Here is a 13,839-nt window from a genome sequence, read left to right as displayed (position 1 = left end):
GCTGACCGCCGAAAATCCGGCGAGGCGTTCCCGACGCCACCTCTTCCACTCAGCCCGGCCGCATGGCGGGGTCGAGAACTATTTGACGGCCCCGCCGGTCTTCTGCTGAAACATCTCGTACGCCTCGGGTGCCGACGCGAGCGGAGCCGGTGGGTGGCAAAGCTTTCCACGCCGAGTGGGTGGTCGTCGCCCAGCAGCGCCATGATGTCTTCGGCCCATCGCTTGACGTCGGCCTGACCCATCCGGAGTTGGATCTGCTTGTCGAATTGGCAGTTCCCAGCGCGAAAGGGAATGAGCAGAGTCCGTCGACCGCTACTTGTGCCGGGTGCTCGCCAATCTCCGCAGCTCACAGCCAATGCCGCCACTTGAACACACCCCATAAACCGACCCCCAAACCGACCATGAGCGCGAGGGCGAACGGATAGCCCCACATCCAGTGCAGTTCGGGCATGTGGTCGAAGTTCATGCCATAGGTAGAGGCCACCAGTGTCGGGGTGAACAGAATCGCTGCCCAGGAGGAGATCTTCTTGACCTCCTCGCCCTGCTCGAAGGTGGCGTTCGACAAGCGTCGCATGGCATCGTTCTGTTCCAACGACACCAGCGTGGAATGAACGGTGAGCGCGTTGTTGAGCAGTGCCCGGCAGGACTCGACCCGTTCCGAAACCCGGATGGTGTGGTCGAGGACGTTGCGGAGCCGGTTCTGCACCTCGTTGTCGGTGCCGAACTTCTCGGCACCAGAGAGCAATCCACGCACGATAGCGGGCAGTGGTCCGATCGCCCGTTGAAAGGCGATCACCTGCTCGAGGAGCCGGTAGATCCGCTCCGACAATGCCGGATCGACATCGCCGTCGCTGAACAGGCTGTCCTCGACCTCGTCGATATCGGCTTCCACACCGGCGACGACCGGGGTGTCGCCGTCGACGATCTCGTCGAGGAACGCCGTCAGCATCGCTTCGGGCCCGATACTGAGGAACTGCGAGTCCGCTTCCAACGCGTCGCGGACCGTCGTCAGGTCCAGGCGTGCCTCGTGTCGCACGGTGATGACGAAGTTCGGCCCGACGAACAGATGCACCTCGCCGAACTCGACCCGTTCCTCGCCGTCGTCGTACCAAGCCGGTCGCAGCACCACGAACAACGTGTCGCCATACCGTTCGAGCTTGGCACGCTGATGCCCCTTCCGGGCGTCCTCGACCGCGAGCGGGTGCAACCCGAATGTCGCCGCGACCGACTCGAGATCGACCGGATCAGGATCGGTCAGGCCGATCCAACCCACCGCGCCCGATTGCCGCATCGCCTCGACGGCATCCTGAAGATCGCATGGATTCCCGATGCGGCGTCCGTCGAGGTAGATACGACCATCGATCGCCGTCATCGGCGGACACTCCTTCAACGTGGCGGTCAGCGGGATCCGTGACGCTCGGCGCTCTCGGGTGCGCCGAGCGTGACGGGGTTTCAGTATCAGCGTGCGCGAGTGTGGGAGCGGTGATGACGCACCGCAGCATCGGCGATCCCCGTCCGGTCTCAGGCGCGGTCGATGGGCAGTTGTAGGTAGGAAGGGTGTTCGCCGCCGGTGTGGATGACGTGCACACCGGTGTTGGCGCCGGTGTATTCGCCGATCGCCGGCATCAGTGTGCCCAGAAGGTTTCGCGAGCTGATGACGAAGCGGAGTTGTTCGCCGGGGTGGAACGCGAGGCCGATCGGGAACAGGTCGATCTCGATGTCGACGATCTGGCCGTCCGAGAGCTTCTCGACGCGGTCGAAGCTGTGCGCGGGTACCTGCTCGGTCGACAGATCCTCGTCGAGGTGACGAGCCGACACTCGCAGCCGCCCGTCGGAGCCCTTGTACCGCAAGATCGTGGCACCGTGATCGGTGAGGTCATGGATGCGCGCGCTCTGATTCGGCACGGTGAACTGCTGCAGCGGCGTGCCATAGGCGTCGAGCTTCTGGACGAGCACGAACAAGTCCATGTCGTCGGAGCCACGCGCCTCGACCCGCAGGTGAGCCTTTGGGTAACCGACCAGCACGGTCTCCTGGTCGAAGCGGGTGATGAACGAGACAGCGTTCGGATTGGATTCGACGTCGTAGCTGACCGCCAGCTCCTCGGCCGGAGCATCGGTGGTCAAGCTCCGCGAGCGGCCGTCGAGGTAGTACTTCGTCGAGCTGACACCGCTCGGCGGGAATTCGTCTGCGGGGATGTTGATTCGGTCGCCACCGGCGAGGTCGAGGATCGAGTAGCGGACCCGCGGCGTAGCTTCCCAGCCGTTGTCCTCGCCCCTGAGGTAGTGGTCGAAGAAGCGTCGCAGGTCGTCTCGGTTCGCTTCGTCGTAGTAGTCGGGCCACTCCTGACTGTTGTGGATGCGCAGCCACTTCTGTTCGGACGCGATCCGGCGCCAGGCGCGGAATGTGCCCGCGGTGTGCAAGGTATTGGAGTAGCTGGCCACGATGTAGGCGGGCACCGTGATCTGGTCGAAGTCCGGGATCTTGTTCTCCCACAACGGGTTCATCAGCGGGTAGCGCTCGGCTTCGCCGATGATGTCCTCTTTCTGGTTGTTGCCGAAGAAGCTGCCTTCCTGGAGTTGGCGGGCGAATCCGGTGTCGGGCATGCCGCCGCGCATCACCAGGTCGCGGTAGACATCGCTGACGCCTTCCCAGGGGTTGATCGCGGCCAGGTGCGGAGGCTGCTCGGCGGCGGTGAACCACTGCGATACCGCGAGGTAGGAGGTGCCGCTCATCCCCACTTTGCCTGTGCACCAATCCTGTTCGGCCAGCCACTCGATCAGGTCGTAGCAGTCACGGCCCTCCTGGCGATCCCACAGCACGCTGTCGCCCTCGGAGTCGACGATTCCGCGGATGTCGGGGTTGCAGATGGCGTAGCCCTGCGCGCACCAGTAGGCCGGGTCCGGGCCTTCGAACTTCGCGAGCCCGGAGACGATCCCGTTGTCGAGGCCGACCAGTCCGAAGACTCCCATCACGCTCAACGAGGTGCCCTGCCCCTTGCCGTACGGGCTCCACGCCACGATCACCGGTACCTGCTCCGCACCAGCGGGACGGAACACGTCGACGTGGATGGTGACGCCGTCGCGGAGCTGTACGGCGACGTCCTTGTCGAGCACGACATCGACCGGCAGGGCGCAGAACTGGGGCGCGATCTGGAAGCCCGCGTTCAAGGTTCGGGTGCCGGGCTCGAAGTCGGTCAGCACGCCTCGTCGGGGGGCGGGTAGCGGGTGGGACGGGATGTACATCTTCAGGTCTTCGCTCATTGTGTGTGCCTCTCACCTGCGGGGATGGAGAGATCCGGATGGGGTCTCGATTTCCGAGCGTACGACCGCTACGATAAAAACTCAACAGGCGTTTATAAAAAACCGAGGTGACATCAGGAACATGGCAGTGGACAAGGACTCGACGGACAAGGACTCAACCCACAAGGCGCGCCGCGGCCGACGGCCGGGGACCGGCAGCACGCGCCGAACCGTGCTCGACGCCGCGCGCGCCCGATTCGCCAGTGACGGGTTCGCATCGACCACGATCCGGAGCATCGCCGCCGATGCCGGGGTCGATGCGTCGCAGGTGATGCAGTTCTTCCGTTCCAAGGACGAGCTCTTCGCCGCCGTCATGGCCGTCCCGCCGTCGGCTCTCGAGCGGTTCGACACAGCCTTCGAAGGCCCTGACGAGCACCTCGGCGAGCGAGTCGTGCGCGCCTACCTGCAGGCATGGGAGGCACCGGCCGAGGAATCCGAGCCTCTGATGGCAATGCTGCGCAGCGCGATCGTCAACGAACAAGCCAAAGAGCAACTACGTGACTTCATCCAGTTCCGGCTCGTGGAAGGCACCAGCGCCCACAACGATCCAGACGCCGCGCTGCGAGCTGGTCTGGCGGCATCGATGCTCGTCGGCATCGTCACCAGCCGTCAAATCATCGGCGTACCGACGTTGGTCGCCGAAGACATCGAAAGCCTCGTCAAAGTCGTTGCCCCAGCAATTCAATTGATCCTGACGTCGACATAGCTGTTCGCGTCGCCTCGGGCCGGTCGATCCTGTTCGAGATGCTCAGCAATCCGCGTTGCAGAACCCGCGCGGTCGGGCTCGTCATCAGGCGGGCGCGAGCATTGCAACGCACGAACTCCCCTGGGCAGCGCATCTGGCTCAAACCGCGGGCGCCATACCCCGACCAAGTTCGAGGTATGGCTTTGGTGCCGCCGATTCGGCGGAGTTCAATGCGGCGGTGTCGGGATGACGGCGGCGGCGAGGAGTGCGGAAATGTCGTCGAGATTTTCGAGTTCATCGACGAGTTTGATCAAATGAGGTCCCCGGCTTTCCGGGATTGCCCGGCGGGTGTTGTCGAGGAACTTGGTGATGACCGCGGTGTCGGACAGAGGGTTCTGGGACGTCCCCAGACTATCGGTGATGGCGTGGTGCAGGACTCGTCCGTCGGTCAGGTGTGCGGTGACAGCGCCGGAGAAGTGGGCCGGGAAGTCGGTGTTGCTGTCGGGAATACAGCGGATCTTGTTCGCGATGGCCAGTGTGAGCGGTTCATCGAGAGGCAGGTCGTAGAAGGTGGTGAGGTCGACGGATCGCCCGGCCAAGACGGAAGCGACAACGTACTGAACGCTGAACAGTGCGTCGTAGATAGTTGTGGGGGCGATTTTGCGTTCGTGGGGTTCAGCGACGAGCGGAATCAGAGCCGGGGCGATCGGGCAGTCGATGTGATCGATCTGCTCGGGTGAGATGCGGTCGGAGCCGAGTTCATCGAGCAGTGCGAGGGCGGCGTCGGCGAATGCGTGGGTGAAGTGGCAGCAGGGATAGGGTTTCAACGCGATGTCGAGGGTCATCCATCGGGCGCCGAGGTCGTGCAAACCCAGCGCTTGGGCGTCGACAGTTTCGCCGAGATGGCTTGCGAACAGCCCCCCTGCGCCTTCGAAGACGGTCGCCGGGCCACGGAAGCCTGCCTCTGCGAGTGTTACGGCGATGATGCCGGAGTGCGCAGCCCATCCGGGGTGCATGCGTTTGAGCCAGGATTCGTGGAGCTCGAGGATCCCGGCGGCCTGACTTCCGCACAGTCCCAGGGCGTTGGTCAACGTCTCCGCGGAGGCGCCGCGGAGTTTGGCCGCGACGCACGCTGCGGCGAAGGTGCCTGCGATGCCGGTGGGGTGGAATCCTCGGGCATGGAATTTGCCCGCGCCCGCGGCGGCGATCCGGCAACCGACTTCGAGACCGATGATGTAGGCGAGCAGGAACGATTCACCGTCGGCTCGTTCAGCATCGCCGACTGCCAGCGCAGCTGCCAGCGCGGGCGCGGTCGGGTGGTAGATCGCTCCGATATGGGTGTCATCGAAGTCCAGGCCATGGATGAGGGTGCCGTTGGCCAGGGCAGCGGAGGCGGCCGGCAGCGGAGTGCCGAAGCCCAGCACTCGGCTTTCATCGCCCGCGCCGAGACGTGTGGCGGCCTGGTGAACTGCGTGTCCGTAGTCCATGCCGGTGGAGGCCAACGCCAGCCCCAGCGCGTCGAGCAGGTGGGTTTTGGCTGTCGATCGGACGGATTCGGGGATGTCGCCGAATCGCAATCCGATCACGGCGGCGGCCAGTTGTGGTGCGAGCGCCTGTGCGGCGTTTTCGTCGGTGGTCATTCTGTCCTCTGAGGTGGTGTGGCGGTTGTGGCTACGGTGAATTGGTGTTCATGGCGCTGACTGTGTCGGCGAGTTGGAGTAGGTCAGGGGCGAAATCGGCGAGCGGGCGTGCTTGGCCGGAGGCGTCTGCGAGGGTGAGCCCGAGGGAGACCTGTCCGTTGACCGTGAACGTTGGCGCCCACAGACTCACGACATTGGGCTGGCGTTCATCGCGACGGTTCACGGCTACGGATTGAACGAAATGCATGGGGTCGATGCCGAGGTGTCTGAGGCCGTCGCGGTCTTGTGCGGACGGTTCCTCACCGGGGCCAGGCCGGTGGTTGATCAGTGTTTCGACTTGCGAGTGCACCCAGTCCAGTCCGAGGCAGTACCGCTGCTCGCGGATCAGTTCCAGCGCTTGGCGATAGCGGTCCTTCTGCTGCGGTGATTCGACATCGCTGAGCCATGTCTCGATACGGTCCGGTGCGGCGAAAGCCATCCACCAGATTCCGATGGGGGCGCTGACCGGCAGTCGCTGCCCGACGGCAGCGGGAGTGGACCGCGGATCGGTGAATGTTCCGGCCGTGGCGAGAACGGTGAGTTCGGCGCCGTCGCAGTATGCTGCGCCGACCTGGAGGCCGCGACGGTGGGCAAGCTCCTCCATGAGCGGGCGCGCCCGGTCGACCAACTGCAGTTGGGTGGCGAATCTGACATCGCGCAGTGCCAGCGATTGGGAGGCGAAACGGCCATAGCCACCTTGGAAGAACAGCAGCGGCAGGCTGTGACGTTCGCTGTGCAGGTCGCGAACCCGGCCGACGACGATGAGGTGATCACCGGCTTCGTATTCGGTGTCGAGATCGCAGTCGATCCAGGCCAGCGCGTCGTCGAGGATCGGTGCGCCCGAGGACGCCGGGCGCCAGCTCAGCCCAGCGAATTTGTCGGCGGCGGTCGTCGCGAACGACCTGCAGATGTGTTCTTGGTCGGCGGCGAGGACATTGACGCAGAACCGCCCGGTTTCCCTGATTTTGGGCCAGCTTTGCGATGTCGAGGCCGGCATGAACGCCACCAGCGGTGGGTCCAAGGAGACAGAGGTGAACGAACCCACGGCTAGTCCCACGGTGGAACCGTCGGTAGCGATCCCGGTCACCACCGACACACCGGTCGGGTATTGGCCGAGGACGCGGCGGAACTCGCGTGTATCGAGGGCGCGATTGGTCTCGGCCGGTGGTAGTGCTGTCGGGGTGTGATCAGGCATGAGCGAAATCTCCGGGGAGGGGCATGGGTGTCACCGTGATCGGAGTTGACACGCGCTGTCGGGACTGAGTGTTCGGATGAATCTCGACCGGCGGATGACTAACGATCCGCAACCCGTGCTCGGCCAGAGCACGGGTTGCGTCAGTGCTGGTTGACAGCAACCACACAGCTGTCACCTGGAGATCGGACAAGATGTGGGCTGCATTGAAGTAGTCGAAGCGGTCCGTCAGGTCGCCCGAAGCCGGGCAGCCATCGATCGCATCGCGTGTGCCGGTGCCCGGGTCCGTCTGGTCGTTGAGTCGGCGTTGGTGCGCGCGCAGGTATATCACTGCGCCGCGTCCGTGTTCGGCGATGGTGGACATGGCGTCGTGCAGTTGTTCGGCACAGCCACACCGCCGCGATCCGAAGACGTCACCGGTGACACATTCGGCATGCACGTGTACCGGCACCGCGGCTGCGGTGGACAGATCGCCGAGGACAAAGGCGACGTGCTCGGCGTGGTTGGCGAGGTCGCGGTAGCCGATCGCGGTGAATTCGCCATGCGGGGTCGGGATTCGGGCTGCTGCCTCGCGACCGATGTTGGGCTCGGTTCGTCGACGGTGCGCGATGATGTCGGCGATGGCGATCACCGCCAGGTCGTGCTCGCGCGCAAAGTCGCCTACGGCGGGCCCGCATGTCAGGCCGGCATCGTCGTCATCGACGAGTTCACACAACACCCCGACCGGCTCCAAACCGGCAAGGCGGCACAAATCGCTGGCCGCGGCTGGCGGTTCCGGTCGGTCGAGGACACCTCCGCTCGAAACACGCACCGGCTGGACATGACCGGGGCGAGTCAGTTGGTGGGCGGTGAGGGCCGGATCGGCGAGCGCCGCGAGCGTGCCTGCTCGATCGTGCGCCGATATCCCGGTCCCGGTCTGAGCTGCGAGATCACAGGTCACGGTGAATGCCGCGGCGAAGGACGCGGCGGGGCCGTCCGGTGCCATCGCGGGCAGGTCGAGAAGGTCGGCACGGTCCTGGGTCAACGCTGCGCATACCAGTCCGCTGGTATGCCGGATCATGAATGCCAGCGCCTCAGGGGTTGCGAACTGCGCAGCCAGGACCAAGGTCGCCCGGGTGCGGCGGTCGTTGTCGTCGACCACCAGAACCGTTCGGCCGCGTCGCAGTTCGGCACATGCCGTCGAGACCGTGCTACTTGGGACTGCGTCGCTGGTGCTCATCGGGCGTCCGCCGCATGCTGAACGTCTGCACCGCCGCGCCGACTGGTCGGGATCGCCAGAGCCAGCAGCGGCGCGTGTTGTTGGGCGCCGAAGGTGTCGGATTCGTCCACACTGCCCTGATATCCGCTGCGCACGATGGTGAGTTTGAATGCGAGCGCGGGTTCGAAGAACGCGCAGTAGGTGATCGCGGTTTCGTCGATCCCGTACAGTTCAGCCATCCGAGCCGGGGTCAGGACACCGCTGTCACGTACCAGCGCGTAAGTGGCCGCTTCGGAGAACATCACGTCGAAAGTCAATTCGAACGGCCCGGCATTCTTGCTTCGGATGACTTGCGCGAGATCCTTCAGTGCCGTCGTTGCTGCGGATGCGTCCGTGGGGTGAACCGGCATGGGGGCGTTCATGATGCACCTATCGTCGATCGGGTCACGGGAAAAAGGTCCAAACCCCGGGCCTGCATCACGTGGTAGACGCTGAACTGACTGACCGGTCCGATCGAGTTGTCCATCGGATTCAGCGGCAGTGCCAGATTTCCCGCGGTGGCCAATTGCCCGGGATACGGCAGATGCAGGACCCCGATGCGAGCCAGCGTGCAGATGGTTTTCGCCAACTCTGCGGTAGGGGCGGTCACCTCGCCGAGAATCCCGACTTCGTGCGGGATCTGGGTGGCCGTTTCCAGATCTCCCATCACCGCGTCTCGGCCGTACACGTGAAAACTCAACCGGGCTTCGCCGGAGACGAGTTCGGGATGCATAGCACCGAGATAGCTCTTCACCTTGGCAAGAAGAGTGTCGAGCTGCCCGATCAGGATCGGGTCGCGGACCCCACCGATGAACACCGCGCGCTCACCAACGACCTTGGCGCCTTCCAGTTTGAGACTGGGCTGTTCAGCGTCGATATGGCGGCTTCCGGTGACCCGGACGGTCCGCTCGTCCACGGCCGTATAGCGGCAATCGCGGACATCGAGAACACCGTCCGGCCCGGGAAGCAGGTCCGGACGGCTCTTCTCATACAGGGTGTGCGCGGCGACCGACAACGGCGTGCATGCCTGGTTGGGGCTCATCGGGGTCAGTTCGAACGCGTCCTCGTACAGGGTGGCGAGCACACCACCACCCTTCGGTTCCGCGCACGCTCCGCCACACTCCAGGATTTTGCCGCTGTGCCAAGCGATTCCGGGCTGCCCGCCGCGGCTCATGCTCCACGCCGCGTGCGGGGCCGGATCGTAGGCCCGTCCGGCGATGATCACGTCGAACGGCTCGTCCCCGGTGATCACCGTGGTGAACGGATCGGCGCCCATCTGGGCGACCAGCGCGACGGTGGCGTCGATGTCGCCGGGGGTGGGCATCTCACCGCGGACGTTGGCGGCTACCTGGTTGTCGGCCAGTCGCTGCGTCAGCACATCTTTTCCGATGTCGGCGTAGATCACGGCCAACCGCAACTGGAAACCTTCTTCGGCCACGATTGCCTTGACGAGCTCGACCATGGAGTCGACCTGGGCGTTGGTGCCCGCACCCCCGGCGGAGCTGATGATCAGCGGAACGCGGTAACGGTGAACAGCTTGTAGCAGCGGGCGCAGATCTCGCAGGTAGGCGGCATCGGGCACCAGTGTGGCCCCGGTGCCGAGCAGATAGGGACCTGGATCGGTGGACCCGGAATCCACGACGATCGCATCGACGCCGTGTTCGAGGCAGTCCCAGAAGTCCTGTTCAGGAAAGCCGTATCCCAACATCCCGGTGGGAGTGAGGATCCGGGTCAACGGTGTCATGCCGACACCTGCGCGGGGCGGCCGGTTGCCGATTCCGAGGTTCGGCGAGTGGGGATGGACAGCCCCAGATTCTCGCGGAGTGTTGCCCCGGCGTAGTCACGCTTGACCAAGCCGCGGCGCTGAAGCACCGGAACTACCAGTCTCGCGAAATCCTCATACGAACCAGGGACCTCCCCCGCAGCGAGAACGAAACCATCGCAACAGGTGTCGAACCATTCTTCCATCTGATCGGCAACTTGCTCGGGGGTGCCGATGAACATTCCGCCCTCGTCGAGGGTGCCGCGTCCGGAGTATCGAACGAAGTCGGCCACGCTCGGGTTCGGTGTGCCGCTGGCGGTGAGTACGCGGTCGCGCAGGCCCTGCCAGGACATCTTGGCGAGCTCGTCGTCGGTGAAGGGTTGGTCCACCGGTCGGTCGCCGAAGTCGACATTGAGCGTCTCGCAGAGCAACGCCAAGCCGTCGGCTTGCGTCGCCAACCCGCGCAGCACACGTTCCTTCTCCGCGACCTGTTCCGGTGTCTCCGCGACGATGACGCCAACTGCTGGGGTGACCGACACCTGTCCGGGATCGCGTCCGGCATCGGCGACGGCTTGCTTGATCTTCCGGTACTGCGCAGCACCGAGGTCCTTGTTCTTGAACGCCGTGAACACCACGTCTGCCCATCGACCGGCGAAGGACATTCCGCGACCGCTCGAACCCGCTTGTAGTAGCACGGGGTGTCCCTGCGGGGATTGCGGGACGGTGAAAGTGCCATCGACGGTGAAGAACTCACCGGAATAGTCGGTGCGGTGGACCTTGGCAGGGTCGGCGAATCGGCCGGTGCTCTTATCCATGATGAGCGCGTCGTGCTCCCACGCGGTCCACATCTGGGTGACGATCTCCAGGAATTCGTCGGCACGGTCGTAGCGTTCGTCGTGCCCTAAATGCGTGGCTCGACCGAAATTGGCCGCTTCGGAGTCATTGAGGGAGGTCACAATGTTCCACGCGACTCGCCCGCGGCTCATCTGATCGAGCGTGGCGAACAGTCGGGCGACGTGAAACGGCTCGTAGTAGGTCGTGGAGTATGTCGCTCCCAACCCCAGATGGGTCGTCGCCATGGCCATTGCCATCAGGACGACCGTCGGATCCATTTTCACCGAACGAATGCCGTTGCACACCGCGAGATCCGGGCTTCGGCCATAGATCTCAGGCATTGCCAACCGATCATCGAAGAAGGCCATGTCGAAACGCGCAGCCTCCAACGTGCGAGCGATCCGCTGAAAATAGTCGGGCGTCAGAAAGTCGCTCATCGAGCGCGGATGACGCCATGACCCGACATAGTTCGAGCAATTCTGCGCCTGCAGGAACGCAATGAGACTCATTGACCTGGAGATAGAGGACACCATTGTCTGCCTTCACTATTGTGTGACGCGATCGATCGATCACCGATCGCTATGAGGACTGTCACCAACTACACTCGAACCCGAAAACACCTGCAAGCTAACTTGCAGCATTTGAAAGTAAGGACTCGATGCCAGCGTGCCGTCCGCCACGGCACTTTGCCCCACCGATCCCGGTGCGGCGACCCAGAGAGGCCTCCGCACCGGGATCGTGGGTACACCGGTGCTGCAGCCCTATTTGGCCGGCTTCGGAGCAGGCTGGTTGATGGTGGTGAAGTACTGCGCCGCGGCTGCGATCGCAATCGGAACGGACACCAGCAGCGTTCCCGCGATCGTGCCGAGAGGCGCGAGGGCTACGATTCCGCCGATGCAGCCGATCGCGGCGGCCGGGATGAATGCCCCGAACAGCCCGATGATCGCCGCGGAGGCGACGGTCGCTCCGGCGATACCACCGAGCACACATCCCACGGCGGCGCCGCCGAGCGCTCCCGCCGCGGCGCCGATGGTCCCACCCATCTGCATGGTGGTGACCATCCTGCTCCAGGCAGCTTGCTCGCGCTCGTATTCGCTCTTCCACGGCGCTTGGTTCTCGAAGGGCAGCGCGACCGGGGCGTAGACAGCGTTCTCACGATCGAACTTCGGGGTGAGGGTCGCTGTGCGTGAATTGATGTCGGCGGCGATGGGGAAGACGAAGTCGTCGACCCGGAAGGACAACTCGGTGCCTGCCAGAACTGTGCCGTCGGGCGCCTTGATTTTGAAAATATCATCCTCCACCGCCAACGACCCAGCGTCGGTGGTAATAATTGTTGACGATTCCGTCGTGCGACTTGTATAGCCGACACGCGCCGGTTCAGGAGCCGCATTCGCCGTCACGGCCGTCATTCCCAAGGCGGACACGAGCAGCGCGCCAACAACGGTGATATTCTTCATAGAATTTCCTTCAGATTGTGTTTTCTACGGTTCCGAGGCTGCTCGACTGCATCCTCGATGGTCGATGGAGTCATTAGTTCAGCGACTAATCGAATATTCCAGCTTTCGATAGAATTAGGCGATCGACCTCGCCACAACTGTTGCCGGTCCTGGACCAGGTTTCTATTCCATTGCCTTGACGGGTACGCCGGCATGTGGGCGGCCATCCTGCGCGGCCGAGGGAGCGATTTCCTCGAGTGCGCGGCCTTTCGTGTTCTCGCCGAACAATCCGAAAGCGGCACCGCTGATAATCGCAAAGAGGGCTGTGGCTACCAATACGGCTTGGAACCCCAGGCCCGCGAGAAGTGCGGCAACCACCATTCCTCCACCAATGCCGGCCAGTCGGCCGATCCCGTTCGCCATTCCCGCGCCGATACCTCGCAGCGACGTCGGGAAAATCTCAGGAAGGTAGGTGTACAACGTTGCGGTACTTGTTTGCAGGAACATTGTGACAACGAATCCCGCGGCGATGAGCACTGCGCCGGAGTCGGTGTAGGCAAATGTCAGCATTCCGGCCGCGATGACGACACTCAAGAGTGCGCCGATGTATTTCCGTTCGAAGCGATCGATGAACGGCACCGCGGCCAGCGCGCCCAGAATGGGCGCCAGAGACAAGATCGAGGTGACCCCGAGTGCACTCTTCGTCGAATACCCGTGCTCGGTCAGCAGAGTCGGCACCCAGGAGTTGAAGCCGAACAGACTCAGGATCCCGAAGGACATCACCACCGATGCCACCACCACTGCCCGGCGAGAGTAGCTGTCCTTGAGCAGATCACTCAGACCGCGTTGCGGCTCGGCTGGGAACTCCACCGGTTCCGGCAGGACCGTGCCGGAACGACGAATCGCTTCGTCCTCGAGGCGGCGAACCAGTCCCTCGGCCTCCGAACCGCGGCCGTTCAGCTCGAGCCAGCGAACAGACTCGGGAAGAAGAAATTGCGCAAAAACCGCAGAGATTACACCCAGGACGGGCAACAGAAGGAGCCATCGCCACGCAGACTCGTCGAGGGGAACGATAAACCGGGCAGCCCAGGCCATGACCGGCACACCCAGAAGACCGACAGCCAACAACAGAGATTGGTTTCGTCCCCGCGACGCTTTGGGGAACATCTCGGTGACATAAACAATCAGCGCACCTGTCAGCGCTTGCAGCCCGACCCCGGTCAACAGGCGGCACAGGCCCAGAGTGGCGAAGTTCGGTGCGATCGCGCATCCCACAGTGAAAACCGAATACAGCACTGTGGCGCCGATGATCATCTTCTTGCGACCGATACGATCCGAAATCCTCCCCCCCACCAGTGCACCGATGAACATTCCGAGGAAGGAGATACTCGTCAGGACACCCACATCAGAGATCGACAAACCCCACTCTTTGCGAATAGCCGGCGCCGCGTAAGCGAGGACATGGACATCAGCAACATCCCAAAGAAAAAGAGAGCCCAGGATTACCATCCAGATCTTATGTGATCGCGTCGAAGCGGGAAGCCGGTCGAGCCGACTTGAGAGCGACGGAGATGTATCCGAGCCATCTGGCGACGCGAGGCCATCGCTATGGTTCATGTGATCGAAACCTTCTCTTTATCGTCGACCACGGCACAAACAGCGCTGGAAGCAGTCGTTACCGACGCGGCCAACCGCCACATTCGAAGTGCCGGAC

General features: G+C 63.5%; 11 protein-coding genes and 1 pseudogene. 1 reads left to right on the top strand and 11 read right to left on the bottom strand.

Annotated elements, in window-relative coordinates; genetic code table 11:
* Window positions 1-78: 78 nt before the first annotated feature.
* The 3 genes and pseudogenes from ACWZHB_RS07250 to ACWZHB_RS07240 all read right to left on the bottom strand — a co-directional run.
* Window positions 79-266: pseudogene (locus tag ACWZHB_RS07250) on the bottom strand (glutathione-dependent formaldehyde dehydrogenase); the annotation flags it as partial.
* An 80-nt stretch (window positions 267-346) separates the two neighbouring features.
* Window positions 347-1,372 (bottom strand): magnesium and cobalt transport protein CorA, encoded by a 1,026-nt coding sequence (locus ACWZHB_RS07245; protein ID WP_427907149.1) that lies wholly within the window; start codon window positions 1,370-1,372, stop codon window positions 347-349.
* Window positions 1,373-1,521: 149 nt separating this feature from the next.
* Window positions 1,522-3,261 carry a CocE/NonD family hydrolase gene (locus ACWZHB_RS07240; protein ID WP_427907148.1) on the bottom strand — a complete coding sequence of 580 codons (1,740 nt, stop codon included), beginning with the start codon at window positions 3,259-3,261 and terminating at the stop codon, window positions 1,522-1,524.
* A gap of 121 nt (window positions 3,262-3,382) precedes the next feature.
* Between ACWZHB_RS07240 and ACWZHB_RS07235 the strand changes: the two genes are divergently transcribed.
* The gene (locus ACWZHB_RS07235) at window positions 3,383-4,006 is read left to right on the top strand and encodes a TetR/AcrR family transcriptional regulator (RefSeq protein WP_427907147.1); all 624 of its coding nucleotides are present in this window, start codon (window positions 3,383-3,385) and stop codon (window positions 4,004-4,006) included.
* A 206-nt stretch (window positions 4,007-4,212) separates the two neighbouring features.
* Here ACWZHB_RS07235 and ACWZHB_RS07230 read toward each other — a convergent pair whose 3' ends face one another.
* The 8 genes from ACWZHB_RS07230 to ACWZHB_RS07195 all read right to left on the bottom strand — a co-directional run bounded on the left by ACWZHB_RS07230 (window position 4,213) and on the right by ACWZHB_RS07195 (window position 13,742).
* Window positions 4,213-5,625 carry an MmgE/PrpD family protein gene (locus ACWZHB_RS07230; protein WP_427907146.1) on the bottom strand — a complete coding sequence of 471 codons (1,413 nt, stop codon included), beginning with the start codon at window positions 5,623-5,625 and terminating at the stop codon, window positions 4,213-4,215.
* 31 nt (window positions 5,626-5,656) lie between these two features.
* Window positions 5,657-6,859 carry a flavin reductase gene (locus ACWZHB_RS07225; RefSeq protein WP_427907145.1) on the bottom strand — a complete coding sequence of 401 codons (1,203 nt, stop codon included), beginning with the start codon at window positions 6,857-6,859 and terminating at the stop codon, window positions 5,657-5,659.
* Entirely contained in the window at window positions 6,852-8,075 is a 1,224-nt protein-coding gene (locus ACWZHB_RS07220; RefSeq protein WP_427907144.1) for a 3,4-dihydroxy-2-butanone-4-phosphate synthase, read from the bottom strand. The genes ACWZHB_RS07225 and ACWZHB_RS07220 overlap by 8 nt, the downstream gene beginning before the upstream one ends.
* A complete protein-coding gene (locus ACWZHB_RS07215; protein ID WP_427907143.1) occupies window positions 8,072-8,476 on the bottom strand; it encodes a DUF4387 domain-containing protein in 405 nt (134 codons plus the stop codon). The genes ACWZHB_RS07220 and ACWZHB_RS07215 overlap by 4 nt, the downstream gene beginning before the upstream one ends.
* The gene (locus ACWZHB_RS07210; protein ID WP_427907142.1) at window positions 8,473-9,837 is read right to left on the bottom strand and encodes an acyclic terpene utilization AtuA family protein; all 1,365 of its coding nucleotides are present in this window, start codon (window positions 9,835-9,837) and stop codon (window positions 8,473-8,475) included. The genes ACWZHB_RS07215 and ACWZHB_RS07210 overlap by 4 nt, the downstream gene beginning before the upstream one ends.
* Window positions 9,834-11,222: an LLM class flavin-dependent oxidoreductase gene (locus tag ACWZHB_RS07205; RefSeq protein ID WP_427907141.1), complete on the bottom strand. Its 1,389-nt coding sequence runs from the start codon at window positions 11,220-11,222 to the stop codon at window positions 9,834-9,836. The genes ACWZHB_RS07210 and ACWZHB_RS07205 overlap by 4 nt, the downstream gene beginning before the upstream one ends.
* A 228-nt stretch (window positions 11,223-11,450) precedes the next feature.
* Window positions 11,451-12,146 (bottom strand): hypothetical protein, encoded by a 696-nt coding sequence (locus ACWZHB_RS07200; protein WP_427907140.1) that lies wholly within the window; start codon window positions 12,144-12,146, stop codon window positions 11,451-11,453.
* Window positions 12,147-12,308: 162 nt separating this feature from the next.
* Window positions 12,309-13,742, bottom strand: coding sequence for an MFS transporter (locus ACWZHB_RS07195; protein WP_427907139.1), 1,434 nt, complete (start codon window positions 13,740-13,742; stop codon window positions 12,309-12,311).
* Window positions 13,743-13,839: the final 97 nt, after the last annotated feature.

It is taken from the genome of Nocardia sp. FBN12 (assembly GCF_054031145.1).
Note: the sequence above shows the minus strand (reverse complement) of the source record. Positions and strands in the feature narration are given on the sequence as shown.

Coding starts and splice junctions, on each gene's coding strand:
- ACWZHB_RS07230 (WP_427907146.1), bottom strand. CDS start 5,625: ATGACCACCGACGAAAACGCCGCACAGGCGCTCGCACCACAACTGGCC.
- ACWZHB_RS07200 (WP_427907140.1), bottom strand. CDS start 12,146: ATGAAGAATATCACCGTTGTTGGCGCGCTGCTCGTGTCCGCCTTGGGA.
- ACWZHB_RS07205 (WP_427907141.1), bottom strand. CDS start 11,222: ATGGTGTCCTCTATCTCCAGGTCAATGAGTCTCATTGCGTTCCTGCAG.
- ACWZHB_RS07240 (WP_427907148.1), bottom strand. CDS start 3,261: ATGAGCGAAGACCTGAAGATGTACATCCCGTCCCACCCGCTACCCGCC.
- ACWZHB_RS07220 (WP_427907144.1), bottom strand. CDS start 8,075: ATGAGCACCAGCGACGCAGTCCCAAGTAGCACGGTCTCGACGGCATGT.
- ACWZHB_RS07215 (WP_427907143.1), bottom strand. CDS start 8,476: ATGAACGCCCCCATGCCGGTTCACCCCACGGACGCATCCGCAGCAACG.
- ACWZHB_RS07245 (WP_427907149.1), bottom strand. CDS start 1,372: ATGACGGCGATCGATGGTCGTATCTACCTCGACGGACGCCGCATCGGG.
- ACWZHB_RS07210 (WP_427907142.1), bottom strand. CDS start 9,837: ATGACACCGTTGACCCGGATCCTCACTCCCACCGGGATGTTGGGATAC.
- ACWZHB_RS07225 (WP_427907145.1), bottom strand. CDS start 6,859: ATGCCTGATCACACCCCGACAGCACTACCACCGGCCGAGACCAATCGC.
- ACWZHB_RS07195 (WP_427907139.1), bottom strand. CDS start 13,742: ATGAACCATAGCGATGGCCTCGCGTCGCCAGATGGCTCGGATACATCT.
- ACWZHB_RS07235 (WP_427907147.1), top strand. CDS start 3,383: ATGGCAGTGGACAAGGACTCGACGGACAAGGACTCAACCCACAAGGCG.